This is a genomic window from Bradyrhizobium liaoningense (assembly GCF_018130825.1).
Taxonomy (GTDB): domain Bacteria; phylum Pseudomonadota; class Alphaproteobacteria; order Rhizobiales; family Xanthobacteraceae; genus Bradyrhizobium; species Bradyrhizobium liaoningense_B.
This window is the reverse complement of sequence record NZ_JAFCJS010000013.1, coordinates 1-24,890: the sequence shown is the minus strand read 5'-3', so window position 1 is coordinate 24,890 and position 24,890 is coordinate 1. Positions and strand designations below refer to the sequence as shown.

Below are 24,890 nucleotides of genomic sequence, written 5' to 3'. Positions count from 1 at the left end.
AGCTTCGAGTTAGCTTCGACACTTGCGCGCAATCGGCGCGCGCTTGCGAAAAGGGAGACTTGATGCCTCCCATTCCACCCCCAATTCGGATCTGCTGGTTAGAAGTGATAGTTCACACCAATGCGGGCGATGTCGAAGCTCGACTTGATATCGACGTGAGTCGCGATGACGCCCGTCAACCCGGCCGGAGATTGAAGCGAGCCAGTCAAGTTGTAGCTTTTCGTTCCGAAGCCCATGTGCAGATATTCGCCCTTGATCGACCACCCTGCCCCCAAGGCGTATTCGACACCGCCGCCAACCGCGTAGCCGATCAGGACGACACTGTCAGAAGCGTTCATGGAGCCCAGGGGTCCCAGGATTGGCGGGACGAGGTTGGTGACGATACTGCCCGAACTATTGGCTTGCCGCCGCTGCAGCAGTCGCCACATATTTCGTGTAGAATTCGGCAACCCGGCCGCGCCACATGCCGACGAACGCCTCTGACGTCACGTTGTCCACCGATTTCCAGGTGCGCTTGAAGGCCGGAAGTGCATTGCCCCAAATCGCGCGTTTGCACCACCTTTCACCCTTCTCCTTGCCTTCGCTGGTGGCGCACATTGATTTCCAGGCGGTGCGAGCGGGCCGGCTGATGTGCTCAGCGGCGCCTTCCCAGCCCTGCTGATGGATCAGGTAAAGATCGCTCATGTCCGGCGTCCGGTGCGTGATCCACGCGAACTGGACGCCTTCGGTAATGATTTTGTAGGCAGCCGCAACGGCGTTGTCCCGCGGACTGCGAATCTGCCCGAAGCCGAACTTCCCGAACTCATATTGGCTCAGCTGAAACAGCCCGATATACGACCCGGTGCGTTGATTGGGGTTGAAACCGGATTCGATCTTGGCAACCGCCATCATGAAATTGAAATCGAGACCAAACGCGTCGGAAGCGCGCTTGATCTCTTCGGCCGGTGTACCGACCGGAATATCCTTGAACGCACGCAAGACGATCTCCGCCGGTTTCTCGGCGGGCGGCAGTTCGGACCAGACGTAGTAGACCAGATAACGGAAATCCTGCGCCGACGTCGCTTTCGGAGCATCGTTGGACGCATCGCGCTCTGGCGGCAGCGGTTGGACGACATCCTCTCCCAACGACGCCAATTTTGGCGCGACGGCTTCATCGACGATTTCGGCTTCAGTGCTCAACGGCCCGGTACCTGCTGACGTCACCGAGCCAAGCTCTGCTCTTTCTGTCCGAAGCGCTGCCGCAAGTCTGGCGGATGCCTCTGCGTACAAGGCAGGCGTCACCATGTTCGCAGGCGCCGCCATGCCCGCTGTCGCTTCCGGCATGACATCCGGCACCGTCGCGGCCGGTCTGTTACCGGCGGCCAGATAAAATCCCACGGATGCGATGACAGGCACGATGCAGCTGGTCTGCCAAACCTTCACCGCCCGAAGTCCACGGATGGCTTCTGTACAAAGGCTGTTCGCATGGTCCTGCGCCCTGTGGGGTGACCACTCTTCGTAGAATCTTAAGGTTTAAATGTGGTGAACGAGAGCAGGCTTTCTGCCTCGCAACTCGATTTGTTCCCCTTTTGTGTCACAAGCGGCCCCTGGTGGGAGACGCTTGTGGGGGGCGATGGGTCATGAGACGCCGTGACAGCCAAGCGCGGCGACTTCCAGTTTGGACTCGGAAGGCGGCGTTTGTGGCTATGCGCCCCGACAGGCTTCGATCCGCATCTACCCTATCAGCTGCCTCGCCGCCGCCGAGATCATCACCAGCCCGCCGGTGATGACCGCAGCGTCGAGGATCGCGGTATGAATGTGCACCGGCATCCGCTCGACGAAAGCCTTTGCGAGGAACGCGCCGGGGATCGCGATGCCGCCGATCAGAAGTGCAAAGGCGAGCACCTGCGCGGTGACGGCGCCGGCGAGACCGAACACCGAGATCTTGATGAGGCCGGTGCCGAGCGAGATCATCGCGTCGGTCGCGATCACGGCGGCGCCTTCGAGGCCCGCGGCCATCAAGAGCGAGAGCAGGATCACGCCGGAGCCGGAGGTGCCGCCGACCAGCACGCCGTAACCGACCGAGCCGGCGGCAAGGCCGGTGTCGCCGATCCTGACCTGACGCCGTCGCAGCACGCGGCGCAGCGGCACGCTCAGCATCAGCATGGTGCCGATCACGAGCGCGGCGCCGGCATTGGTGAGGCGCGTATAGCCGTAGGCGCCGAGCGCGGTGGTCAGCGCCGCACAGGCGAGCACGATCAGCGCGCGGCGGCGGTCGGCATGGCGGACATAGGCAAGCGCGCGGCTCGCATTGGTCAGCATCGCGGAGATCGCGATGATCGGCACCACCGGCTCGGCGCCGACCAGCGGCACCAGCACCAAGGGCATCAAGGCGCCGGTGCCGTAGCCGGCGAGACCACCGATGATCGAAGCAAACAACGCCATCAACGCGACCAGCAGGAGCTGAAGGATCGAGATGTCGGCGAAGCCTGAAACGATGGTCACGTTTTCCCGTCGCGGCTGACGCGTGCCGCAGCTTGATCGGCGATGGAAGCGAGCGCGGCTTCCTCTAGGGGAAAATCCGCCGCAAGCCAAGCGTCCTCGGCGAGCGTCAACACATGTCCGAGCGCGGGTCCTTCCGCGAGGCCGCGCGCGATGAAGTCGGCGGCGCGCAGCGGGAATTTCGGCGCAGTCCAGCGCTGCGGCAACTCGGCGAGCGCACGCCAGCGCGGCGAATGCACCTCACCGGCGGCGCGCGCCCAGGCGAGCAACACGCGATCGTGATAGCGCTCAGGGCCGAGCCGGTAGAGCAGCCGCCGTGCATGGGCCTCGTCCTTGGCGGCAAACCGCCACCAGCGATGGCCCATCGAATCCAGCGCCTTGGCTTCGGCATTGGAGAGCCGCAGGCGCACGGCGACGCGCTTGGCGTCCTCCGTCACGGCGATCGTCAGCGCGGCGAGGCGCCGCGTGCTGCTGGGGCTGAGGCCAAGCTCGCGCTCGATCGCGATCATCATCTCCAGCGGGCCGGTATAGGCGACGCCGCCGATCAGCGTTTGCAGCAGTCCGCCGTCGGCCATGGCCAATGCGGCCGCGGAGGCGCGAGCTGCCACCAGCAGCTTCAGCATCTCCATGCGCACGCGCTCGGCCGACAGGCTGGCAAGGCCCGCGCGTCCCCGGATGCAGGCGAGATAGCCGTCGCGGTCGGGCTCGCCGACCCCGAAGGCGGCGTGGATGCGGAAGAAGCGCAGGATGCGCAAATAGTCCTCGGCGATGCGCTGGTCGGGATCGCCGATGAAGCGCACGCGGCGTGCTTTCGCGTCCGCGATGCCGCCGACATGGTCGTAGACGACGCCCCGTGCGTCGACCGACAGGCCGTTCATGGTGAAATCGCGCCGCTCGGCGTCCTTCACCCAGTCGCGGCCGAACGCGACCTTGGCCTTGCGGCCGAAGGTCTCGGTGTCCTCGCGCAGCGTCGTGACTTCGTAAGGATGCCCGTCGATGACCAGCGTGATGGTGCCGTGGTCGATGCCGGTCGGCACGCTCTTGATGCCGGCGGCCTTGGCGCGGCGGATCACCTCCTCCGGCAACGCCGTGGTCGCGATGTCGATGTCGCCGGGCACGAGGCCGAGCAGCGCGTTGCGCACGGCGCCGCCGACCACCCGCGCCTCCTCGCCATCAGCGCCGAGCAATTGCAGGACGCGCGCGGTCCCGCCTGCAGTCAGCCAGGGCGCATCGGCAAGGATCGGCTCCGCGCTCATCATCCAGATCCTATCTTTCCGTGCCCGGCACGAACTTGCCGTTCTCGATATGAGCGGGAACGTAGGTCGAATCCGGTCCGCCGCCGGAGAATTGTGCAAGGCCAATCAGGCCCGCGATCACCAGCGCGAGCGCGACCAGGGCGAGGCGGGAGACGATGGTGACCGGCCAGGACGATCGCGCGAACAGTCCGGAACGGGTAGCGGCCAGGAACAACGCATAGACAGCAAAGGGGATGAGGAAGATTCCGATCTCGGTCAGAACCGTCCGGATCATGATGAATAGATCCGCTCATACAGCACACGCAGCATTCCGGCCGTCGCACCCCAGATGTAGCGCTCCGCGAACGGCATCGCGTAGTAGAACCGCTCCATGCCGCGGAATTCCTTGCTGTGCAACTGATGGTTCACCGGGTTCATCAGGAAAGATAGCGGCACCTCGAACGCGTCATCAACCTCGGAATGGTTGATGGTGAGCGCAAAGCCCGGCCGCACCTTGGCGACCGTCGGCAGGATGCGGAAGCCGAAGCCGGTGCCATAGAGATCGAGATAGCCGATCGGCTCGACGAAATCCCTGGACAGACCGACCTCCTCCTCGGCCTCGCGCAGCGCGGCATCGAGCGGCGACGCGTCGGTCGCGTCGATCTTGCCGCCGGGAAAGGCGATCTGGCCGGCGTGATCGTTGAGATGGGCCGAGCGCTGCGTCAGCAAAATGGTCGGCTCGGGATGGTCGACCACGGCGATCAGCACCGCTGCGGGGCGCACCGGCTGCTCGCGCGCGATGATCTCCAGCATCTTGTCGGTGCCGGGATCGCCCGAGGCGGGAATGATGTTGGGGTCGTAGAGGCCGGGCGGCACGTCGAAGCCGAGCCGAGCCCGCGAGCGAGCGAAGAAATCCGTAGCTCCCAGCGCGACGGGTTCGCGCTCAGGCTTGCTATCGGGGATAGGCTTGTTCAAAGCGCGGCCCTCACCTGCTCCGCGTCGGCCATGGCGAAGAATTCGCCGGCCGACTCGACGCCGAACATCGGCTGGCCATCGACCATCCGCTCCTCGCCCATGTCAACCAGATCGTAGTAGAGCGCACGGGTCACCTTGGCCCAGAGATCGGCGCGGACATGCAGGTAAGGCGTCAGCCCGCCGTCCGCCGCCTGCTCGAAGCGCAGCCGGTGCGCGGCATCGCAAATCACCCAGTCGTCGACATTGGTGCGGAAGCTCAGCACGCGATGGTTGTCCTCGCCCTCCTTCTGCATTTCGACCGCCATGAACGGCGCGTCGTCGACGCGGATGCCGACCTTCTCCACCGGCGTCACGAGGAAATGCTTGTCGCCCTCGCGCTTCAGGATAGTCGAGAACAGGCGGACGAGGGCGTGACGCCCGATTGGCGTCCCCATGTAGAACCAAGTACCATCGGAAGCGATTCGGATGTCGAGATCGCCGCAAAACGGCGGATTCCACAGATGCACCGGAGGCAGGCCCTTTTTGGCGCCTTCGGCACTGGCAGCACTTTTGGCGGCGGCAGTCAGCCCCTCAAGACCGCGCTCGGCGCTCTGCCCTTGGTTCGCCATGGTTTGCCCTGACTTTGTCATTTGGCACGATTGGTGCAGGTCTACGTCGTAGATTGGTGCTCGGTTCCACCCCGGATTAGTCCGGTGTGCAGGTCGCCACTTCGTGATGCCCTACATACCCTTAAGCCGATAAGGTGGGGATAGGTTAATTCAACGAATACATGGCCTTCCTGCAAGTCTAGCATAGGGCCCATGTGCTGGCGTGACGACGCAGGAAAGTGACGACGCAAGCAAGCCGCATGGCAGGCTGAAGGAGCGAGCGAATGGCGGAGAGTGTCGAGAAACTCGAGGACGGAATCGTCCGTTCGGCCGAGCAGGTGTCGGCCCAGGTTCGCGCGGCGAAGGAGGCGATCGCATCCGTCATCTTCGGCCAGGACCGCGTCATCGAGAACACGCTGGTCACGATCCTCTCCGGCGGCCATGCGCTGCTGATCGGCGTGCCCGGCCTTGCCAAGACCAAGCTGGTCGAGACGCTCGGCGTCACGCTCGGTCTGGACGCCAAGCGCATCCAGTTCACGCCCGACCTGATGCCGTCGGACATCCTCGGTGCCGAGGTGCTGGATGAGAGCACCGCGGGCAGGCGCGCCTTCCGCTTCATTGCCGGTCCCGTGTTCGCGCAGCTCTTGATGGCCGACGAGATCAACCGCGCCAGCCCGCGCACGCAGTCCGCGCTCCTGCAGGCGATGCAGGAGCAGCACATCACCGTTGCCGGCGCGCGTCATGATCTGCCGAAACCCTTCCACGTGCTCGCCACGCAAAACCCGCTGGAGCAGGAAGGCACCTATCCGCTGCCGGAAGCGCAGCTCGACCGCTTCCTGATGGAGATCGACGTCGACTATCCCGACCGCGAGGCCGAGCGACGCATCCTGTTCGAAACCACCGGCGCCGAGGAGACGCTGGCGAGGGGCTCGATGAGTGCGGATGCGCTGATCACCGCGCAGCGGCTGGTCCGCCGCCTGCCGGTCGGCGATTCCGTGGTGGAAGCGATCCTGTCGCTGGTGCGCTCGGCCCGTCCGGGCGAGGAGAGCGGCGAAGCCGGCAAGTTCATCGCCTGGGGCCCCGGCCCGCGCGCCAGCCAATCGCTGATGCTCGCCGTGCGCGCCCGCGCGCTGATCGACGGGCGTCTCGCACCCTCGATCGACGACGTGCTCGACCTTGCCGAGCCCATTTTGAAGCATCGCATGGCGCTGACGTTCCAGGCGCGCGCCGAAGGGCGCACGATTCCGGACGTGATCCGGCAATTGAAGACACGGATCGGTTGATGGCCGCAGAGACCGGGCACACAGCGAAGGAGATCATTGCGATCCGACGTGCCGATGGCGAAAGCCGTACGCTCGCCGCTTCGCTGCCGCGCCTTGTCCTCGAAGCCCGCCGCGTTGCCGCCAACGTCATCCACGGCCTGCACGGCCGCCGCCGCGCCGGCTCCGGCGAAAATTTCTGGCAATACCGCCGCTTCGTCTCCGGCGAGCCGGCGCAGAACGTCGACTGGCGCCGCTCGGCGCGCGACGACCATCTCTATGTCCGCGAGCTCGAATGGGAAGCCTCGCACACGGTCTGGATCTGGCCCGACCGCTCGCCCTCGATGGCGTTCGCCTCGAAGACCGCGCGCGAATCCAAGCTCGAGCGCACGCTGATCGTCGCCTTCGCTTTGGCCGAGCTGCTGGTGTCGGGCGGCGAACGCGTCGGCATTCCCGGGCTGATGGCGCCGACCGCGAGCCGCAGCGTCATCGACAAGATGGCGCAGGCGATGCTGCATGACGATGCCGACCGCCTCAGCCTGCCGCCCTCCTTCGTTCCTTCGGCGCTGGCCGAGATCATCGTGCTGTCGGATTTCTGGTCGCCGATCTCCGAGATCAGTGCGACGCTCGCCGGGCTCTCCGGCTCCGGCGCGCACGGCACGATGGTGCAGGTCGTCGATCCCGCCGAGGAGTCGTTCCCCTATTCCGGCCGCATCGAGTTCGTCGAGCCGGAAGGGTTCGGCGTTATCACTGCCGGCCGCGCCGAGAGCTGGGCGCAGGACTACACCGCGCGCCTTGCGCTGCATCGCGACAAGATCTGCGCCGAGACCTCGAAGCTCGACTGGCTGTTCACGACGCATGCGACCGACCGCTCCGCCGCCGAGCTGCTGCTGTATCTGCACGCCGGCATGCAGGTGAGCAAATCTGGCGCGCGCACCACGACCATCAAGGCGGGGCCGGCCGCATGATGGGATTACCGCTCGCTTTCACCGAACCGCTGCTCCTGATCGGCCTCGTCAGCCTGCCGGTGCTGTGGTGGCTGCTCCGCGTGATGCCGCCGCGGCCGCGCCGCATCGAGTTTCCGCCGACACGGCTGCTGTTCGACATCGCACCGCGCGAGGAGACGCCCTCGCGGACGCCGTGGTGGCTGACCGCGCTACGCCTTTTGGCTGCGGCCCTCGTCATTTTCGCCGCCGCCGGCCCGATCTGGAATCCGCAGGTCGGCGCCGCAGGCAGCAAGGCGCCACTGATGATCATGCTCGACGACGGCTGGAGCGCGGCCTCGAACTGGGACGTCAGGATCAGGGCCGCCGACGAGCTGATCGCGAATGCCGACAATGACCGCCGCGCCATCGCGCTGGTGCCGCTGTCCGAGCCGAACCGCGACATCACCCTGATGCCGGCGGGCGCGGCGCGCGTGGCGCTGCGCCAGCTCGCGCCAAAGCCCTATTCGATCGAGCGCGTCGAGACGCTCGCCGCGATCGACCGCTTCCTCAAGGCGACCGGCGATTGCGAGATCGCCTGGCTGTCCGATGGCGTCGACACCGGCCGCGGCGAGGAATTCGTAGCTGGCCTCGGCAAGACCTTAGGGGATCGCAGCCTGACCATCTTCGAAGGCGGCACCTCCTCGCCGCTGGCGCTGGTCGCGGCCGAGAACGCCGCGGCGAAGATGACGGTGAAGGTGCTGCGCACCGACAGCGGCATTGCGGTCGGCACCGTGCGCGCGCTGGACCAGAAGGCCTCGCCGATCGGCGAAGCGCGCTTCTCGTTCGGCCCGCAGGACAAGGAGACCGACGCCGCGTTCGACCTGCCGGTCGAGCTGCGCAACGACATCACCCGGCTCGAGATCTCGGGCGAGCGCTCGGCCGGCGCGGTGCAGCTGCTCGACAAGCGCTGGCGCCGCCGTGCCATCGGCATCGTCTCGGGCTCGACCAGCGAGACCGCGCAGCCGCTGCTGGCGCCGACCTTCTACCTCACCCGGGCGCTGGCGCCGTTCGCCGACGTGCGGCTCGCCGACAAGGGCTCGCCGCAGCAGGGCATCACGCAGTTCCTGGACCAGAAGCTGCCGATGATCATCCTCGCCGATGTCGGCACCATCGCCCCCGAAATCCGCGAGCGCCTCAATGCCTGGATCGACCAGGGCGGCGTGCTGGTGCGCTTCGCAGGTCCCCGCCTCGCGCAGGCCGAGGACGATCTCGTGCCGGTGAAGCTTCGCAAGGGCGGCCGCACGCTCGGCGGCAGCCTGACCTGGGAGAAGCCGCAGCATCTCGCCTCTTTCGCGAGCGACGGCCCGTTCGCCGGCGTCGTGGTGCCCAAGGACGTCACCGTGAGCCGCCAGGTGCTGGCCGAGCCCGACGCGGTGCTCGCCACCAAGAGCTGGGCCTCGCTGGAAGACGGCACGCCGCTCGTCACCGGCGAGCATCGCGGCAAGGGCATCGTCAGCCTGTTCCATGTCAGCGCCGACATGCGCTGGTCGGATCTGCCGATGTCGGGCATCTTCGTCGAAATGCTGAGGCGGGTCGTCGACATGTCCGGCTACACCAGCAAGCCCGGCCCCGGCGTTGCCAGCGAGGCGACCACTGAAACGGTGGCGCCGCTGCACATCCTCGACGGCTTCGGTGCTTTCGGCCCGCCGCCGGCGACCGCAAAGCCGCTGCCTGCGGACTATCGCGACCGCGCCACACCCGATCATCCGCCGGGCTTCTATGGTCCCGCAGAAGGACCGCTCGCCGTGAACACGCTTGCCAGCGCCGACCGCATCGCCGCCCTGAACACCGCGAGCCTGCGCGCCCGGCACGCCACCTACACCAATGCCGAACCGCGCGATCTGCGCGGCTGGCTGCTGTCGACCGCGCTCGGGCTGTTCCTGATCGACGCCATCATCGTCGCACTGCTCGGCGGCGGCCTCGCCGCGCTGCTGCGCCGCCGCGCTGCGCCGGCGATGATCGTCCTCGGGCTCGCGCTTGCGGGCACCATTGCACTGTCGCCGACGCCGTTGCGTGCCGACAGCGCCGCGGACGAGTTCGCGATGAAGGCGGTGTCGCAGACCCGCCTCGCCTATGTCGTCACCGGCAATGCCGACGTCGATTCCATCGTCAAGGCCGGCCTCACCGGACTGACGCTGTTCCTGGCGCAGCGCACGGCGCTGGAGGCCGGCGATCCCGTCGGCATCGATCCCGCGCGCGACGAGCTCGCCTTCTTCCCGCTGATCTACTGGCCGATCGTGCCCGGTGCGCCCAAGCCGCCGCAGGACGCCATCAACAAGATCGACGCCTATATGAAGCAGGGCGGCACCGTGCTGTTCGATACCCGCGACGCCTATGAGGCGCCTCCCGGCGACAACGGCGCCTCGCAGACGCCGGGCATGCGGGCCTTGCGCGAGATCCTGTCCTCGCTCGACGTGCCCGAGCTCGAGCCGGTGCCGCGCGAGCACGTGCTGACCAAGACCTTCTATTTGCTGCGCGACTTCCCCGGCCGCTTCAACACCGGCCAGACCTGGGTCGAGACCCTGCCGCGCGACGAGGACGAGGACAGCGCGCAGCGCCCGGCGCGTGGCGGCGACGGCGTCTCGCCGATCATCATCACCTCGAACGATCTTGCCGGCGCCTGGGCCGTACGCCCCGACGGCCAGTACATGCTGCCGGTGACCAGCGGCGACACCCGCCAGCGCGAATTCGCCTACCGCGCCGGCGCCAACATCGTGATGTACACGCTGACCGGCAACTACAAGGCCGACCAGGTGCACGCACCGGCCCTGATCGAACGGCTGGGGCAATGAGCATGATCCGGAAAAGTGGAAGCCGGTTTTCCGGCGAGATCATGCTCACAACGAATAGAAGCTCGATATGAATTACGGCATCGCGTTCACGCCGCTTGTTCCCGCGATCGTCCTGTGGCTCGCGCTGGCCGCGATCGTGGTCATCGCCATCCTGCTGCTGGTGGCGCGTGCGCGCGGTGCGGCCGTGCGCGTGGCCGCGCTGGCGCTGTTCCTGCTGGCGCTCGCCAATCCCTCCTTCACCCGCGAGGACCGCGATCCGCTCACCTCGGTCGCGGCCATCGTCGTCGACAAGAGCCCGAGCCAGAATTTCGGCAACCGCAATCGCGAGGCCGCCCAGGCGCAGGAGGCGCTGGTCGACGGCCTGAAGAAGATCAAGGGCTTGGAAGTCCGCGTCGTCGACGCCGGCCAGGCCGACGGCGAGACCGACGGCACGAGACTGTTCGGCGCCCTCGCCTCGGCGCTGTCGGACGTGCCGGTCGACCGCGTCGCCGGCGCGTTCCTGATCACCGACGGCCGCGTCCACGACATTCCCGCGAGCGCCGCCGCCCTCGGCTTCCAGGCGCCGGTGCACGCGCTGATCACCGGACAGAAGGACGAGCGCGACCGCCGCATCGCGATCACGGCGGCGCCGCGCTTCGGCATCGTCGGCCAGATGCAGACCATCAGCTACCGGCTCGACGACCAGGGCGTTTCCGGCGAGCGCGCCAGGGTCACGGTGCGCCGCGACGGCGAGGTGATCAACGAGCGCACGCTCTCCAGCGGCCAGAGCGCGAGCGTCGACGTCGACATCAAGCATGCCGGGCCGAACATCGTCGAGATCGAGGCCTCGCCGCTCGAGAAGGAATTGACGCCGGTGAACAACCGCGCCGTCGTCGCCATCGACGGCGTGCGCGACAAGCTGCGCGTGCTGCTGGTCTCGGGCGAGCCGCATTCCGGCGAGCGCACCTGGCGCAACCTCCTGAAGTCCGACGCCAGCGTCGACCTCGTGCACTTCACGATTCTAAGGCCGCCGGAGAAGCAGGACGGCACGCCGATCAACGAATTGTCGCTGATCGCGTTTCCGACCCGCGAGCTGTTCCAGCAGAAGATCAACGAATTCCAGCTGATCATCTTCGACCGCTACGCCCGCCAGGGCGTGCTGCCGATCGCCTATTTCGACAACATCGCGCGCTATGTGCGCGGCGGCGGTGCGGTGCTGGTCTCGGCCGGCCCCGACTACGCCTCCAACACCAGCATCTGGCGCACGCCGCTGGATTCGGTGCTGCCGGCCGAACCCGTCGGCGTGACCGAGAAACCGTTCTATGCGCATCTGTCCGATATCGGCAAACGCCATCCGGTCACGCGCGGGCTGGAGGGATCGGGATCCGAGCCGCCGCGCTGGAGCCGGTTCTTCCGCACCGTCGACACCCGCAATTCCGTCAACCCGCCGGTGATGACGGGCCTCGACGGCAAGCCGCTGCTGTTCCTGTCGCGCTTCGGCGAGGGGCGCGTCGCGCTGCTGCTCTCCGACCACATCTGGCTGTGGGCGCGCGGCTATGAGGGCGGCGGCCCGCATCTCGATTTGCTCAGGCGGATGTCGCATTGGCTGATGAAGCAGCCCGATCTCGACGAGGAAGCGCTGCGCCTCCAGGTGCAGGGCAAGAATCTCGTCGTGGTGCGCCAGACCATGGCGGACAGCGTCCAGCCGGTCAGCGTGACTTCGCCGTCGGGCGTGTCGCAGGACCTGACGCTCAGCGCCGGCGATCCCGGCGAGTGGCGCGCCAGCCTGCCGGCCAACGAGCTCGGCCTGTGGCAGGCGACCGACGGCACGCTGAAGGCGCTCATCAATGTCGGCCCGACCAATCCGAAGGAGTTTTCGGAGGTCACCTCCACCACCGAGACATTGAGGCCGCTGACGCAGGCGACCGGCGGCAATGCCGTGCGCGTCGTCGACGGCAACAATGTCGAGCTGCCGCGCATCGTGCCGTCGCGGTCGGCGAGCGTCTTTGCCGGCGACGGCTGGATGGGCGTGCGGATGCGCGACGCCAGCGTTGTGAAGGGCGTCGGCGTGCTGCCGATCTTCGCCGGCCTGATCGGCCTGCTGCTGCTGCTCGGCGCGTTTGCTGCGACCTGGGTGCGCGAGGGGCGCTAGTTGCCCGAAGGACACATCGGGCCGACTGCCTGCACACGCGGCCCGCCCTGCCGTTGACATCCACCGACCGGTCAGGCGATGTTACATTATAACATCGCGGTGCCCCAGGGTTGGCGCCTCGCGATGCGGGGTGGCGTCTGCAGATGAAGTGGTTCCGGTCGAATATCAGGCACGGTGCCCGGCTCGCGTTGTTCGCGATGCTGGTGCAATTCGCGCTGACCTTCGGCCATAGCCACTGGTTCGCCCAGGCCGCCCCCCTCGCGGCAGCCTCGCTTCAGCAGACCGACAGCAGCAAGGACATCGCTTCGGTCGACCATGCTTCGGTCCAGAAGCAATCGCCCTCCGCCCCGGACCGGGAGCAGCCGGGCGACGACAATTGCGCGATCTGCGCCGTCGTTGCGATGGCAGGCACGGTCCTGTTCGCGACGCCGCCGCTGCTGCAGCTGCCGCAGGCGATCGAGCTGCTCTACCGCACCACTGATGCCGAGTTCATCCATCTGAAATCGGCCGGCACGGCGTTCCAGCCGCGCGCCCCTCCCGCGTCCTGACTCCAGACATCGCTAGATCACGCCCGCCCTCGCCGCTTCAGGCGATCGGCCGGGAGAAAGTTTGAAGTCGAATTCCGTCGCGCTGCGACGGCAGGCCGCCTCCGATCAGCAAAGAATCTTCCGGACGGCGCCTGAGTGGAATCAGGACCATGTCATTTGAATTGCGACGCGCGCAGCGTCTCGCCGGAGCGAGCCTGCTCCTGCTCGGCGCCGCCGCCACATCTGCGTTCGCCCAAGAGCTCGCACAGGCGCCTGCACAAGCACCTGCGCAAGACAAGTCATCGACGGAGATCCCCGCCGTCACCGTGACGGCGCCGAGCCCGATCGTGCGCAGGGTGGTGCCGACCCGCAGCCCGGTCCGCGTCGCCCGCACCGGACGCTCGCGCAGCCAGCAGCGCACGGCGGAAGCGACGCCGGCAGCGCCCGCGGCGGCTGTGGCGGCCGCGCCTCAGCAGGGCGTGCTGCCAATCGTGACCAACCAGTTCGCCACCGTCACCGTGGTGCCGAACGACGAGATCCGCCGCGAGGGCGGCGGCCAGCTCGGCGATTTGCTGTTTTCCAAGCCCGGCATCACCGGCTCGAGCTTCGCACCCGGCGCCTCCAGCCGGCCGATCATCAGGGGTCTCGACGTCAACCGCGTCGGCATCGTCGAGAACGGCACCAATGGCGGCGGCGCCTCCGATCTCGGCGAGGATCATTTCGTCCCGATCGATCCGCTCGCGACCAACCAGGTCGAGGTGGTGCGCGGGCCGGCGGCGCTGCGCTACGGCTCGACCTCGATCGGCGGCGTCGTCAGCGCCACCAACAACCGCATCCCGGATGCGCTGCCGTCTTGCGCGCCGTCGTTCCAGACCTGGGGAATGCCGACCAAGGCGCCGCTCGCATCCGCAGCGACATCGCCTTGCGTCACCGCGGAGACCCGCACCGCGTTCAGCTCGGTCGACCGCGGCGTCGAGAGCGGCGTGCTGCTCGACACCGGCGGCGGCAATTTTGCCTTCCATGCCGATGCCTATGGCCGCACGACCTCCGATTACAACATCCCGAGCTACCCCTACCTGAACGACCAGACGCGGCCCGTGAACGGGCGCCAGCCGAACTCGGCGACGCGCTCGGACGGCGCCTCGATCGGCGGCTCCTACTTCTTCCAGGGCGGCTATATCGGGGCTGCGATCACGCAGAACGACTCGCTCTACCACATCCCCGGCATCGACGGCGCCGATCACCAGACGCGCATCGACGGCCACCAGACCAAGATCAACGTCAAGGGCGAGTACCGCCCCGATGCGACCGCGATCGACACGATCCGCTTCTGGGCCGGCGCGACCGACTACCGGCACAACGAGATCGGCCTTGCCGATCCCGCCGATCTCAACAGCGACGGCATCAGACAGACCTTCACCAACAAGGAGCAGGAGATCCGCACCGAGGTGCAGCTGATGCCGTTCAACGCGCGCTTCGCCGAGGTGACGACGGCGCTGGGCTTCCAGGTTGGCCATCAGGAATTGAGCGCACCGAGCCCGGACAATCCCGGCACGCTGTTCAACGGCCTGTGGGACCCCAACAACAACACGCGCGTCGCGGCTTACGCCTTCAACGAGTTCAAGTTCACGGAAGCGACGCGGGCGCAGATCGCCGGGCGCATCGAGCATGTCGAGCTGCACGGCACGACGCCGAACTTCCCGGCGGATTATCTGCCCGACGGCACGCCCCAGGTGGCGATCGCGCGCAATCCCGCCTACACGCCGAAGAGCGGCAGCATCGGCCTGTTGCAGGACCTGCCGGGCGGCATGGTCGGCAGCATCACCGCGCAATATGTCGAGCGCGCACCGAAGGCGGCCGAGTTGTTTTCGCGCGGCGCGCATGATGCGACCGCGACCTTCGACATCGGCAATCCCAACCTCACCATCGAGACCGCCAAGTCCGTCGAGCTCGGCGTGCGCAAGGCGACGGGACCGTTCCGCTTCGAGGCGACCGTCTACTACACGCATTTCGACAATTTCATCTATCGCCGCCTCACCGGCGTGATGTGCGACGACGACTTTGCCTCCTGCGGCACGCCGGGCGCCGAGTTGAACCAGGCGGTCTATTCGCAGCGCAATGCCAACTTCCGCGGCGGCGAATTCCAGTCGCAGCTCGATATCGGCGCGTTCCAGGGCGGCATCTGGGGCATCGAGAACCAGCTCGATTTCGTCCGCGCCACCTTCACCGACGGCACCAACGTGCCGCGGATTCCGCCGGTGCGGCTGGGCGGCGGCGTGTTCTGGCGCGACGACAACTGGCTGATGCGGGTCAACCTGCTGCATGCCTTCGCACAGAACAATATCGCCGCGATCGCGGAGACGCCGACGCCGGGCTACAATCTGCTGAAGGCCGAGGTCAGCTACAAGACCAAGCTCGATCGCAACTGGTTCGGCGCGCGCGAGATGATTGCCGGCATCGTCGGCAACAATCTCCTCAACGAAAGCATCCGCAACTCGGTGTCCTACACCAAGGACGAGGTGCTGATGCCGGGCATCGGCGTGCGGGCGTTCGCGAACTTCAAGTTCTAGGCTTTAGCCGGGGCCCACGGGCCCCGGCACACTCACGCCGAACGCGTGAGCCGCTTCTCGAAGCGCCACTGATCCACCGGAAACGGCCCGTTCGACGTTTCCGACATCATCACGAAGGTGCCGGCGTTGCGCCAGCCGCTCTTCTCGTAGAACCGCGCAGCGCGATTGTTGCCGATGGCGCAGGCCAGCCACGCCAGTTCGACGCCGCGTGCAGCGAGCCGTGCCTCTGCGTCGGCGATCAACGCCGCGGCCACACCCGTGCCGTGCGCCTGCGACGACACGAAGAGCTGGTACAACTCGTCATTCCTGATGGCGCAGAAGCCGAGCGGTGCGCCGGCCGGACCGGCGACGCCGATACCAGGAAGCATGACCGCCAACCGGTCGCGAAAGCTTGCGAGCGTTCGGAGGCGAACCAGCTCGGGCGGCGCCAGCGCGGCATGCGATCCATGCCAGGCGTCGTGCCACACCTGCGCGAGATGATCGATCTCACCGGCATCTGCGGGCCGCACCTGCATGGTCGTGACTCCAAAAGATCGTAGCCCGGATGAGCGAAGCGACATCCGGGAAACCTGCCGCGACAGAGGCTCTGTCCCGGATCTCGCTTCGCTCATCCGGGCTACGAAAGATGATCCCTACCCTGCCCGCGCCTTGCTCCAGTCGGGCACGACCTGCCCCGACACGCCCTCGAAGGCGCCGTCGACGAGCTCGAACACCAGGATGCGCGCGGCGTCGACCGGGCCGGGCATGGTGACGCGGCCCTTGGGGACCGGTTTGAAGCCGACGCGGCTGTAATAGGGCTCATCGCCGACCAGCAGCACCAGGCGGTGGCCTTTCGCCTTGGCATCCTTCAGCGCGCGCTCCATCAACAAGCGGCCGATGCCGCGGTCGCGGAACGGCGGCTCGACGGTGAGCGGCCCGAGCAGCAGCGCCGGCGTGTCACCGACCAGCACCGGCAATTGCCTGACCGAGCCGACCAGCAGCGTGCCGATGCGGGCGGTGAAGGAGACGTCGAGCAGATGGTCGACGTGCTCGCGGATGCGGTAGGCGCTGAGCACGAAGCGGCCGGGGCCGAACGTGCGCTCATGCAGCCGTTCGATCGCCTGGGCGTCGCCGGCGGCTTCGGGAAGGATGGTCAGGGAGAGATCGCTCATATCGTCTGGCGGAGTAGCATTTGCGAATGTTGAGGTCCATGGGCGTTGCAGCCAACCTCAGTTCCTTTTCAGCGCCGGCTGGGACAGGTAGGCCAGCATCTTCATCTCCTGCCGCCCCCGCGTCACCGTGTCGAGCACGAGCCCGGACGAGAGCGACAGCATCGCCATGATCATCAGCCCCATCGACAGGATGGCAGTCGGGAAACGCGGCACGAGCCCGGTCTCGATGAAGGTGATCACGATCGGGATCGCAAGCACGATCGACACAGCGGCCAGCAGGATTGCGATGGCGCTGAAGAAGCGCAGCGGCTTCTCCGCGCGGTACAGCTTCAGCATGGTGCCGAGGATGCGAAAGCCGTCACGCCAGGTGTTGAGCTTCGAGAACGAGCCCTCGGGTCGTGCGTAATAGGGCGTTTCGACCTCGGCGACCGGCAGCGACAATTCCAGTGCGTAAACCGCGAGCTCCGTTTCGATCTCGAAACCGTCGGACAGGACGGGGAAGGACTTGACGAAGCGGCGCGAAAACACGCGATAGCCGGATAAGATGTCCTGGAAATCGCGGCCGAAGGTCCAGGCCAGAAAGCCGGTCAGCATGCGGTTGCCGGTGCGATGGCCTAGGCGGTAGGCCGCCTGCGACTGGTCGATGCGCAGCCCGACCACCATGTCGAGGTGCTCGTCGAGCAGCTTGTCGATCATGCGCGGCGCGCTCGGCGCGTCATAGGTGGCATCGCCGTCGACCAGGACATAGATGTCGGCCTCGACGTCGGCGAACATGCGGCGCACCACGTGGCCCTTGCCCTGCCGACGCTCGCTGCGCACGATGGCACCGGCCTCGCGCGCAACGGCCGTGGTGCGATCGCGCGAGTTGTTGTCGTAGACGTAGATCTCCGCCGACGGCAGCGCGGCACGGAATCCGGCGGCGACGCACGCGACCGCCGCCTCCTCGTTGTAGCAGGGCACCAGCACCGCGATTCGAAGTGGCGCGGATGTCATTGCGGCAGCGCCTCCAGCCGCCCCGGCTGCGGCCGGAGTGCCGCGACCTGCCATCCCGGCTCCCGCATCAGCCAGGCGAACCAGACGCTCCACAGCGAGAGCATCGCGATCGGCACGATGTAGTAGGGCGTGAAGATCGGATGGCTGAGGAAGAAGACGAGATTGACGAGGAGATTGCCGGCGACGACGAGCGCGACCTGACGCACGGTCGCCTCGCCCGCCCGCAGCAGCCAAGCCGTCGAACCGATCGCCAGCACGATCAGCACGAACTGCATGTCGCGCAGGTACTGGCCGAGAATGGCGAGATCGAAGGCCGGCGCGACCACGTCGGCGCTGCCGTATGTCGTCGCCAGCGGGCTGCCGGCGTTGATGGCCTGCGCGATCAATGTCGGGCTCATGCCGACGAGCACGCCGGCGCCGAAGCCGAGGCCCTGCATGAAGGTCGCAAGCGTCCGCGCCGACAGGAATGCACCAGCCAGAAACAGGCAATAGCCGGCCGCGAGCAGCGCGTTCGGCAACCTGAAATTGACCGACGCGCCCAGCAGAAGTCCGATCAGTGCAATCAGCAGCACGCTGCGCCTGTCCCTGCTCAGCCATAGCGCGGTCAGGAAGCCCGCGACGGCGCAGATCGCCATGGTCGGCGCGACCGAATAGCTCGCCTTCGCCGGGTTGATCATGAGATAGACCGCGAGCGCGCCGAACAGGCCGGCGCCGATGATCGACGACTGCGTGCGCGCCATGGCAATGCCCGATAGCGCGAGGCCGCAGACGATCAGGCTTGCGGCAACGTAGAGCGGCACGACCTGATGGCCTTCCGGAAACAGCGCCAGCAGAAATCCGGTGCCGGGCGGATATTGTATCACGATGTTTCCGCTCGGCATCGGATTGTGGCACGGCCAGCGGGTCGAATCGCTCCACTCGGCGTACGCGATCTCCTTCCACCTGCCTTTGGCATAGTCATCGTCATCCAGCACAACATTGGTGTTGAGCCCGGCGATGCCGAGGCGCTGGAAGAGATGGGCCTGCCGGAGATAGCAGATGTCGTCATAGACCCCGCGCGCCTCGCTCCAGCGCGACATCGTGACGATGTTGCTGGCGAGGATCGCAAGGCAGATCAGACCGAAGGCGAGTTTGGCAATCTTCATCCGGTTTCCGTGGCGCGCTTTGGGGCAGGTTACTAGCACAGGCCGCCCTCACCGCCACGTCGCAATCAGCGGCCGGCCATCCAGCACCTCCGCGAGTCTTTGCCGGGTGCCGAGCGTGGTCCCTTCGGGCAATGCGGAAATCGCGAAGAACCCGCATTCGACGATCTCGCGGTTGGGCTCGGGCAGCCGATCCTGCCTGAACTGCCTGACGACATAGACCGCGACGTGGTCGCGCCGGGAGATGTGGCTGTTGAAGAAGATGCCGTGCAGCACGGCCTCGCCGGTGAGATCGATGTCGCCCTCCTCCTTGAGCTCGCGCCGCATCGCCTGCTCCATGGTCTCGCCGAGATCGACGCCGCCGCCGGGCAGATACCAGCCGCTGATGTAGCTGTGCCTGACCAGGAACACCCGGTTCTCGGCGTCCAGCACCACGGCGCGGACCCCAAGCGTCATGCCGCGCACCAGCAGGAAATAGACGTGGAAGATCCGCCGCAGCAGCGGCTCGAATTTGCGTCGAACGCGGTTCAGACGATCCCCCATCAGGCTCCCAACAGGCCCCTGTGGGGACCACGCTTGCACAGTCCTTTCGACCTTGCCATTACAGCGGAGGAATAGCGAGGCAATCGCGCGCCATGGCCCCCTTCACGCTCGCCCATCTGTCCGACCCGCATCTGGCGCCGCTGCCGAAGCCGCGGCTGATCGAGCTCGCCGGCAAGCGCGCGCTCGGCTACGTCAACTGGACGCGCAACCGCCACAAATACCAGCGCCGCGAGGTGCTCGACGCACTCGTCGCCGACATGAAGGCGCAGGCGCCCGACCACATCGCAGTGACGGGCGATCTCGTCAACCTGGCGCTGGAGGCCGAGTTCGCCCCCGCACGCGCCTGGCTCGACGAGGTCGGGCCGCCCGACCGCGTCACCACGATTCCCGGCAATCACGACGCCTATGTCCGCGCCACCTTTCATCGCTTCGGCGAGACCTTTGCGCCCTATCTCGCGGGCGACGACGGCCGCATCGGCTTTCCGAGCGTGCGCCGGCGCGGGCCGCTGGCGCTGATCAGCCTGTCCACGGCGGTGCCGACCCTGCCACTGATGGCGACGGGCACGCTCGGGCGCGATCAGCTCGCCGCCCTCGAGCAGGTGCTCGACCGGCTCGCGGCTGAGGACGTCTTCCGCGTGCTGTTGGTGCATCATCCCCTGAAGTCCGCCGCGCGCCAGAAGCGGATGACGGACTCCACCGATCTCCTGGCACTCTTGAAGCGCCACGGCGTGGAGCTGATCCTGCACGGACACGACCACATTCATTCGACGATGTGGTTCGAGGGTCCCAACGGCAACATTCCCGCACTGGGCGTGCCCTCGGCCTCCGCGCTCGCGCACGGACGCTATCCGGCGGCGGCGTACAATCTGTTCGCAATCGAGAAGGACAATGCCGGCTGGCGCTGCGAGCAGACGGTGCGGGCGCTGGGGGCGGGATTTCAGATCGGGCAGATCAAGCATACGAGGTTGATCTAGTCCCTGCCGTCATTCCGGGGCATGCGAAGCATGAACCCGGAATCCATCGGACCGCGGTACGTGACGATAAATGGATTCCGGGCTCGCGCTTCGCGCGCCCCGGAATGACAGTGAGTATTTTCACCAGCTCCGCAAGACCGCCAGCACGGCAAGCCCGAACAGCGCGGCGGCGCCGAGGATGAAGCCGAATAGAAACGGCCAGACGCGCGACCGGCGTGGCGGCTCCGTGGCCGGGGCTTGCGGTTCGGGCGGCACGACCATCGCATGCTCGCGCTCGATCATGCGGCGGGCGACATAGTCGGTGACGGCCTCGACGATTGCCTCCGTGTCGTGCGACTCGGCCAGCACGATGCGGCCGAAGCGGGTGTCCTGGACGAAGCGGTACATCCGCTTGTCGCGCCCCATCATGATGTGCGCGACGAAATCGATCCAGAGCCGCGGCGTGTCGCCCTGGCTGATGCCGCGGTCGAACAGGTCGATCTGGTCGGGCACCTGGGCGAACAGCGGGTCGAGCGCGTCATTGAGGATCTCGAGCCGCGCCACCTCGGCGTCCCTGAGGTCGACGACGACGCCGGTCCGGTCGGCGGCCTCGATCCGCGCGCGCAGCAGCGCATCGCGCAGCCGCACCGGGCGCGCCTGGCTGGGATGGGTCCCGCTGGTCTCGGGCTCTGACATTGTCGGCCTCGTCCTCGACTTATCGCCGTTAACCTATCAGCAACCAAGCTGCCCGCAAAGGGTCCATAATTCCAGATACTTACGGCACCCACAGGCGCGTCACCTGTGCCAAAAACAGACGATCCCACCCAGGCAGAGCCTGGATGGGACCATCCGTCCTTGGACGTCTTCTTAGTTCAGATTGGCAGCCTGGCCTTTAGGCCGAGACGCGCGAGGGCTCTTCCACGATCGAGAAGCGGACGCCGGCCTTGTGGCGGCTCTCTTCCGACACTTCGCGCCAGCAGTCCTCGGCTTCCTTCCGGGTCTTGAAGGGGCCTTTGACCTGGGCCGAGCCTTCCACGAGCTTGTGGAAGTTCATCGAACCGAACTCGCCGCCGATCACCCAGAAATTGCTGCCTTTGGTCATTGTCAGTCTCCTGTCGAAGCTCGTGGTGCGTTAGCCGAACTGGTTCATGGTGTTGTGGGCGCCGCCCGCCTTCAGCGCAGCCTCACCCGCGAAGTACTCCTTGTGGTCGTCACCGATGTCGGAGCCGGCCATGTTCTGGTGCTTCACGCAGGCGATGCCCTGACGGATCTCGGCGCGCTGGACGTTCTTGACGTAACCGAGCATGCCTTGCTCGCCGAAATACTCGCGAGCGAGGTTGTCGGTCGAGAGCGCTGCCGTGTGATAGGTCGGCAACGTGATCAGGTGGTGGAAGATGCCGGCGCGCTTGGCCGAATCCGCCTGGAAGGTGCGGATGCGCTCGTCGGCTTCCTTCGCCAGCGGCGTATCGTCGTACTCCGCCTTCATCAGCTCGGCACGGTTGTACTTGCTGACGTCCTGGCCCGCTTCCTTCATCGCGTCGTAGACCTGCCAACGGAAGTTGAGGGTCCAGTTGAACGACGGCGAGTTGTTGTAGGCGAGCTTGGCGTTCGGCACGACCTTGCGGATGCGATCGACCATGCTGGCGATCTGCTCGATATGCGGCTTCTCGGTCTCGATCCAGAGCAGGTCGGCGCCGTTCTGCAGCGAGGTGATGCAGTCGAGCACGCAGCGATCCGCACCGGTGCCGGGACGGAACTGGTAGAGGTTGGAGGGCAGCCGCTTCGGACGCATCATCTTGCCGTTGCGGTTGATGATGACATCGCCGTTCTTGGCGTTCTCCGGCGTCACTTCCTCGCAATCGAGGAAGCTGTTGTACTGGTCGCCGATGTCGCCGGGCTTGTGGCTGACGGCGATCTGCTGCGTCAGGCCGGCGCCGAGCGAGTCGGTGCGGGTCACGACGATGCCGTCTTCGATGCCGAGCTCGAGGAAGGCGTGGCGGCAGGCACGGATCTTCGCAAGGAAGACGTCGTGCGGCACGGTGACCTTGCCGTCCTGGTGGCCGCACTGCTTCTCGTCCGAGACCTGGTTCTCGATCTGGAGCGCGCAGGCGCCCGCCTCGATCATCTTCTTGGCGAGCAGATAGGTCGCCTCCGCATTGCCGAAGCCGGCATCGATGTCGGCGATGACGGGGACGACATGGGTCTGGAAGTTGTCGATCTTCTCGATCAGCTCCTTCTCGCGGATCTTGTCGCCTTCCTTGCGCGCCTTGTCGAGGTTGCGGAAGATGTCGTTGAGCTCACGCGAGTCCGCCTGACGCAGGAAGGTGTAGAGCTCCTCGATCAGCGCCGGCACCGAGGTCTTCTCGTGCATCGACTGGTCGGGCAGCGGACCGAACTCGGAGCGCAGCGCCGCGATCATCCAGCCCGAGAGATAGAGGTAGGTACGGTCGGTCTTGCCGCCGAAATGCTTCTTGACCGAGATCAGCTTCTGCTGGGCGATGAAGCCGTGCCAGCAGCCCAGCGACTGCGTGTATTTGGTCGGATCCTTGTCATAGGCCGCCATGTCGGCCCGCATCAGCGCCGCGGTGTAGCGGGCGACATCGAGACCGGTCTTGAAGCGGTTCTGCAGGCGCATGCGGGCGACGGCCTCGGCCGACACGCCGTTCCAGGTCGGCTGGTTCTTGAGGAGCGCCTGGGCTGCCTCGATCTCGCTCTGATACGAGGCCGGGCGCTGAAGCGCGTTGATGCCGCGGGGCTGGTAATTCATGTGCCTATCCTTTCGCTGACGACGGCCGATGGCTGGCCATCGACATTCTTGACAATGCATTGCGAGATGCGTGTCAGGAGCTAAACGCGAAAACCGAAACTTCGTATAGATGGCTTGTTTTTTATTGGTGATGTCATGTAACATCAGAACATGTAATAGATGTTATTTTGTAAAGTTTGTAAAAATATAGGTCAGCAAGACTGTCCTTGATGCGTCAGGAGACCTGAAACATGCCCGCCGAGCCCGGGAAGAAACTATTCGTCGGCCCGCGCTTCCGGCGGATCCGGCAGCAATTGGGGCTGTCGCAGACCCAGATCGCCGAGGGGCTCGGGATCTCCCCCAGCTACGTCAACCTGATCGAGCGCAACCAGCGCCCGGTGACCGCGCAGATCCTGCTGCGGCTGGCCGAGACCTACGACCTCGATTTGCGCGATCTCGCCACCGCTGACGAGGACCGCTTCTTCGCCGAGCTGAACGAGATCTTCTCCGACCCGCTGTTCCGCCAGATCGACGTTCCCAAGCAGGAACTGCGGGACCTCGCCGAGCTCTGCCCCGGCGTCACCCATGCGCTGCAGCGGCTCTACGCCGCCTATACCGAGGCGCGCCAGGGCGAGACGCTGGCGGCAGCGCAAATGGCCGACCGCGACGTCGGCACACGCTATGAAGCCAATCCGGTCGAACGCGTGCGCGAGCTGATCGAGGCCAACCGCAACTATTTTCCGGAACTCGAGCAGGCCGCGGAGAATCTGCGCGATGAGCTGAACGTGCCGGCCGAAGGACTATACGCGGCGCTCGTTGAGCGCCTGCGCGAGAAGCATTCAATCCAGACTCGCATCATGCCGGTGGATGTGATGCGCGAGACACTGCGGCGTTTCGACCGCCACCGCCGGCAGCTGCTGATCTCCGAGCTGGTCGACCCGCCCGGTCGCGCGTTCCAGCTCGCCTTCCAGCTCGGACTTGGCGAATGCGCGCAAGCCCTGGAGACGATCATCGGCCGCGCCGGCCCGCTCGACGATGCGCCGCGGCGGCTGTTCCGCATCACGCTCGGCAATTACTTCGCGGCCGCCGTGATGATGCCCTACCCCGCGTTCCTCGCGGCCGCCGAAGCGCTCAACTACGACATCCACGTGCTGGCGCAGCGCTTCAATTCCGGCTTCGAGCAGGTCTGCCACCGCCTCACCACGCTGCAACGGCCGAACGCGCGCGGCATTCCATTCTTCCTCTTGCGCGTCGACAATGCCGGCAACGTCTCCAAGCGCTTCTCGTCCGGCACGTTCCCGTTCTCGAAATTCGGCGGCACCTGTCCGCTGTGGAACGTGCACTCGACCTTCGACACGCCGGACCGCCTGCTCAAGCAGGTGATCGAGCTGTCCGACGGCACGCGCTATTTCTCGATCGCGCAGATGGTGCGCCGCCCGGTCGCGCCGCATCCGCTGCCGCAGCCGCGCTTCGCCATCGGCCTCGGCTGCGAGATCCGCCACGCCGCGCGCCTGACCTACGCCGCCGGCATGGATCTGGAGAAGACCGAGGGTACGCCGATCGGCGTCAACTGCCGCCTCTGCGAGCGCGAAAACTGCGCCCAGCGCGCCGAGCCGCCGATCACGCGCACGCTGATCCTGGACGAGACGACGAGAAGGGTGTCGAGCTTCGCGTTCTCAAATGCACGGGAGTTGTGAGGGACGGCTGCGGGTTTAGCAAAAGACGGGCAATACAAACTCGGTGTCGTCCCGGCGAAGGCCGGGAGGTGGATTCACACTCGAAGTGCAACACTTGGGAGAAGGCCTCTGCCGGGGTCCTG

At 66.2% G+C, this 24,890-nt stretch carries 23 protein-coding genes; 8 read left to right on the top strand and 15 right to left on the bottom strand.

The window, feature by feature from the left end; translation table 11 throughout:
* Positions 1 to 98 precede the first annotated feature (98 nt).
* The 7 genes from JQ603_RS35845 to JQ603_RS35815 all read right to left on the bottom strand — a co-directional run bounded on the left by JQ603_RS35845 (position 99) and on the right by JQ603_RS35815 (position 5,299).
* Positions 99 to 338, bottom strand: coding sequence for an outer membrane protein (locus JQ603_RS35845; protein ID WP_212347642.1), 240 nt, complete (start codon positions 336 to 338; stop codon positions 99 to 101).
* Between the two features lie 55 nt (positions 339 to 393).
* On the bottom strand, positions 394 to 1,422 hold the full coding sequence (locus JQ603_RS35840; RefSeq protein WP_212347639.1) for a transglycosylase SLT domain-containing protein: 1,029 nt from the start codon (positions 1,420 to 1,422) through the stop codon (positions 394 to 396).
* Between the two features lie 291 nt (positions 1,423 to 1,713).
* Positions 1,714 to 2,484 (bottom strand): sulfite exporter TauE/SafE family protein, encoded by a 771-nt coding sequence (locus JQ603_RS35835; RefSeq protein WP_212347636.1) that lies wholly within the window; start codon positions 2,482 to 2,484, stop codon positions 1,714 to 1,716.
* Positions 2,481 to 3,737, bottom strand: coding sequence for a CCA tRNA nucleotidyltransferase (locus JQ603_RS35830; RefSeq protein WP_212347633.1), 1,257 nt, complete (start codon positions 3,735 to 3,737; stop codon positions 2,481 to 2,483). The genes JQ603_RS35835 and JQ603_RS35830 overlap by 4 nt, the downstream gene beginning before the upstream one ends.
* 10 nt (positions 3,738 to 3,747) lie before the next feature.
* Positions 3,748 to 4,011: a DUF6111 family protein gene (locus tag JQ603_RS35825; protein WP_212347630.1), complete on the bottom strand. Its 264-nt coding sequence runs from the start codon at positions 4,009 to 4,011 to the stop codon at positions 3,748 to 3,750.
* Complete coding sequence (locus JQ603_RS35820) at positions 4,008 to 4,691, bottom strand: CoA pyrophosphatase (protein ID WP_212347627.1); 684 nt, start codon at positions 4,689 to 4,691, stop codon at positions 4,008 to 4,010. The genes JQ603_RS35825 and JQ603_RS35820 overlap by 4 nt, the downstream gene beginning before the upstream one ends.
* A complete protein-coding gene (locus tag JQ603_RS35815; protein ID WP_212347624.1) occupies positions 4,688 to 5,299 on the bottom strand; it encodes a DUF1285 domain-containing protein in 612 nt (203 codons plus the stop codon). Before JQ603_RS35815 ends, JQ603_RS35820 begins: the two co-directional genes overlap by 4 nt.
* A 263-nt stretch (positions 5,300 to 5,562) precedes the next feature.
* Between JQ603_RS35815 and JQ603_RS35810 the strand changes: the two genes are divergently transcribed.
* The 6 genes from JQ603_RS35810 (at position 5,563) to JQ603_RS35785 (ending at position 15,543) form a co-directional block, all read left to right on the top strand.
* Positions 5,563 to 6,561 carry an AAA family ATPase gene (locus tag JQ603_RS35810; protein ID WP_212347621.1) on the top strand — a complete coding sequence of 333 codons (999 nt, stop codon included), beginning with the start codon at positions 5,563 to 5,565 and terminating at the stop codon, positions 6,559 to 6,561.
* Positions 6,561 to 7,505, top strand: a complete 945-nt coding sequence (locus JQ603_RS35805) for a DUF58 domain-containing protein (protein ID WP_212347618.1) — start codon at positions 6,561 to 6,563, stop codon at positions 7,503 to 7,505. Before JQ603_RS35810 ends, JQ603_RS35805 begins: the two co-directional genes overlap by 1 nt.
* A complete protein-coding gene (locus JQ603_RS35800; protein ID WP_212347615.1) occupies positions 7,502 to 10,315 on the top strand; it encodes a DUF4159 domain-containing protein in 2,814 nt (937 codons plus the stop codon). Before JQ603_RS35805 ends, JQ603_RS35800 begins: the two co-directional genes overlap by 4 nt.
* A 67-nt stretch (positions 10,316 to 10,382) precedes the next feature.
* Positions 10,383 to 12,446 (top strand): hypothetical protein, encoded by a 2,064-nt coding sequence (locus JQ603_RS35795; RefSeq protein ID WP_212347612.1) that lies wholly within the window; start codon positions 10,383 to 10,385, stop codon positions 12,444 to 12,446.
* A gap of 143 nt (positions 12,447 to 12,589) precedes the next feature.
* Positions 12,590 to 12,994 (top strand): DUF2946 domain-containing protein, encoded by a 405-nt coding sequence (locus tag JQ603_RS35790; protein ID WP_212347609.1) that lies wholly within the window; start codon positions 12,590 to 12,592, stop codon positions 12,992 to 12,994.
* A gap of 149 nt (positions 12,995 to 13,143) precedes the next feature.
* Positions 13,144 to 15,543 (top strand): TonB-dependent receptor, encoded by a 2,400-nt coding sequence (locus tag JQ603_RS35785; protein ID WP_212347606.1) that lies wholly within the window; start codon positions 13,144 to 13,146, stop codon positions 15,541 to 15,543.
* Between the two features lie 32 nt (positions 15,544 to 15,575).
* On the opposite strand, the gene JQ603_RS35780 is transcribed toward JQ603_RS35785, so the two are convergent.
* The 5 genes from JQ603_RS35780 to JQ603_RS35760 all read right to left on the bottom strand — a co-directional run bounded on the left by JQ603_RS35780 (position 15,576) and on the right by JQ603_RS35760 (position 19,372).
* Positions 15,576 to 16,058: a GNAT family N-acetyltransferase gene (locus JQ603_RS35780; protein ID WP_212347603.1), complete on the bottom strand. Its 483-nt coding sequence runs from the start codon at positions 16,056 to 16,058 to the stop codon at positions 15,576 to 15,578.
* 117 nt (positions 16,059 to 16,175) lie between these two features.
* Positions 16,176 to 16,694 carry a GNAT family N-acetyltransferase gene (locus tag JQ603_RS35775; protein WP_212347601.1) on the bottom strand — a complete coding sequence of 173 codons (519 nt, stop codon included), beginning with the start codon at positions 16,692 to 16,694 and terminating at the stop codon, positions 16,176 to 16,178.
* Positions 16,695 to 16,751: 57 nt separating this feature from the next.
* Positions 16,752 to 17,687, bottom strand: a complete 936-nt coding sequence (locus JQ603_RS35770) for a glycosyltransferase family 2 protein (protein ID WP_212347597.1) — start codon at positions 17,685 to 17,687, stop codon at positions 16,752 to 16,754.
* On the bottom strand, positions 17,684 to 18,832 hold the full coding sequence (locus JQ603_RS35765) for a hypothetical protein (RefSeq protein ID WP_212347594.1): 1,149 nt from the start codon (positions 18,830 to 18,832) through the stop codon (positions 17,684 to 17,686). The genes JQ603_RS35770 and JQ603_RS35765 overlap by 4 nt, the downstream gene beginning before the upstream one ends.
* A gap of 48 nt (positions 18,833 to 18,880) precedes the next feature.
* Entirely contained in the window at positions 18,881 to 19,372 is a 492-nt protein-coding gene (locus JQ603_RS35760) for an NUDIX domain-containing protein (protein WP_212347592.1), read from the bottom strand.
* Positions 19,373 to 19,464: 92 nt separating this feature from the next.
* Between JQ603_RS35760 and JQ603_RS35755 the strand changes: the two genes are divergently transcribed.
* Complete coding sequence (locus tag JQ603_RS35755; RefSeq protein ID WP_212347589.1) at positions 19,465 to 20,346, top strand: metallophosphoesterase family protein; 882 nt, start codon at positions 19,465 to 19,467, stop codon at positions 20,344 to 20,346.
* A 120-nt stretch (positions 20,347 to 20,466) separates the two neighbouring features.
* Here the strand turns inward: JQ603_RS35755 and JQ603_RS35750 are convergent, their stop codons facing one another.
* From JQ603_RS35750 to JQ603_RS35740, 3 genes are all read right to left on the bottom strand, one after another.
* Positions 20,467 to 21,021, bottom strand: a complete 555-nt coding sequence (locus JQ603_RS35750) for a hypothetical protein (protein WP_212347586.1) — start codon at positions 21,019 to 21,021, stop codon at positions 20,467 to 20,469.
* A 196-nt stretch (positions 21,022 to 21,217) separates the two neighbouring features.
* Positions 21,218 to 21,427: a DUF4170 domain-containing protein gene (locus tag JQ603_RS35745; RefSeq protein ID WP_008560963.1), complete on the bottom strand. Its 210-nt coding sequence runs from the start codon at positions 21,425 to 21,427 to the stop codon at positions 21,218 to 21,220.
* Between the two features lie 30 nt (positions 21,428 to 21,457).
* Positions 21,458 to 23,092, bottom strand: coding sequence for an isocitrate lyase (locus JQ603_RS35740; RefSeq protein ID WP_212347583.1), 1,635 nt, complete (start codon positions 23,090 to 23,092; stop codon positions 21,458 to 21,460).
* Between the two features lie 230 nt (positions 23,093 to 23,322).
* Between JQ603_RS35740 and JQ603_RS35735 the strand changes: the two genes are divergently transcribed.
* Positions 23,323 to 24,768 carry a helix-turn-helix domain-containing protein gene (locus JQ603_RS35735; protein ID WP_212347580.1) on the top strand — a complete coding sequence of 482 codons (1,446 nt, stop codon included), beginning with the start codon at positions 23,323 to 23,325 and terminating at the stop codon, positions 24,766 to 24,768.
* Positions 24,769 to 24,890: the final 122 nt, after the last annotated feature.

Coding starts and splice junctions, on each gene's coding strand:
- JQ603_RS35845 (WP_212347642.1), bottom strand. CDS start 338: ATGAACGCTTCTGACAGTGTCGTCCTGATCGGCTACGCGGTTGGCGGC.
- JQ603_RS35830 (WP_212347633.1), bottom strand. CDS start 3,737: ATGAGCGCGGAGCCGATCCTTGCCGATGCGCCCTGGCTGACTGCAGGC.
- JQ603_RS35825 (WP_212347630.1), bottom strand. CDS start 4,011: ATGATCCGGACGGTTCTGACCGAGATCGGAATCTTCCTCATCCCCTTT.
- JQ603_RS35815 (WP_212347624.1), bottom strand. CDS start 5,299: ATGGCGAACCAAGGGCAGAGCGCCGAGCGCGGTCTTGAGGGGCTGACT.
- JQ603_RS35810 (WP_212347621.1), top strand. CDS start 5,563: ATGGCGGAGAGTGTCGAGAAACTCGAGGACGGAATCGTCCGTTCGGCC.
- JQ603_RS35805 (WP_212347618.1), top strand. CDS start 6,561: ATGGCCGCAGAGACCGGGCACACAGCGAAGGAGATCATTGCGATCCGA.
- JQ603_RS35800 (WP_212347615.1), top strand. CDS start 7,502: ATGATGGGATTACCGCTCGCTTTCACCGAACCGCTGCTCCTGATCGGC.
- JQ603_RS35795 (WP_212347612.1), top strand. CDS start 10,383: ATGAATTACGGCATCGCGTTCACGCCGCTTGTTCCCGCGATCGTCCTG.
- JQ603_RS35790 (WP_212347609.1), top strand. CDS start 12,590: ATGAAGTGGTTCCGGTCGAATATCAGGCACGGTGCCCGGCTCGCGTTG.
- JQ603_RS35785 (WP_212347606.1), top strand. CDS start 13,144: ATGTCATTTGAATTGCGACGCGCGCAGCGTCTCGCCGGAGCGAGCCTG.
- JQ603_RS35780 (WP_212347603.1), bottom strand. CDS start 16,058: ATGCAGGTGCGGCCCGCAGATGCCGGTGAGATCGATCATCTCGCGCAG.
- JQ603_RS35775 (WP_212347601.1), bottom strand. CDS start 16,694: ATGAGCGATCTCTCCCTGACCATCCTTCCCGAAGCCGCCGGCGACGCC.
- JQ603_RS35770 (WP_212347597.1), bottom strand. CDS start 17,687: ATGACATCCGCGCCACTTCGAATCGCGGTGCTGGTGCCCTGCTACAAC.
- JQ603_RS35765 (WP_212347594.1), bottom strand. CDS start 18,832: ATGAAGATTGCCAAACTCGCCTTCGGTCTGATCTGCCTTGCGATCCTC.
- JQ603_RS35760 (WP_212347592.1), bottom strand. CDS start 19,372: ATGGGGGATCGTCTGAACCGCGTTCGACGCAAATTCGAGCCGCTGCTG.
- JQ603_RS35755 (WP_212347589.1), top strand. CDS start 19,465: ATGGCCCCCTTCACGCTCGCCCATCTGTCCGACCCGCATCTGGCGCCG.
- JQ603_RS35750 (WP_212347586.1), bottom strand. CDS start 21,021: ATGTCAGAGCCCGAGACCAGCGGGACCCATCCCAGCCAGGCGCGCCCG.
- JQ603_RS35745 (WP_008560963.1), bottom strand. CDS start 21,427: ATGACCAAAGGCAGCAATTTCTGGGTGATCGGCGGCGAGTTCGGTTCG.
- JQ603_RS35740 (WP_212347583.1), bottom strand. CDS start 23,092: ATGAATTACCAGCCCCGCGGCATCAACGCGCTTCAGCGCCCGGCCTCG.
- JQ603_RS35735 (WP_212347580.1), top strand. CDS start 23,323: ATGCCCGCCGAGCCCGGGAAGAAACTATTCGTCGGCCCGCGCTTCCGG.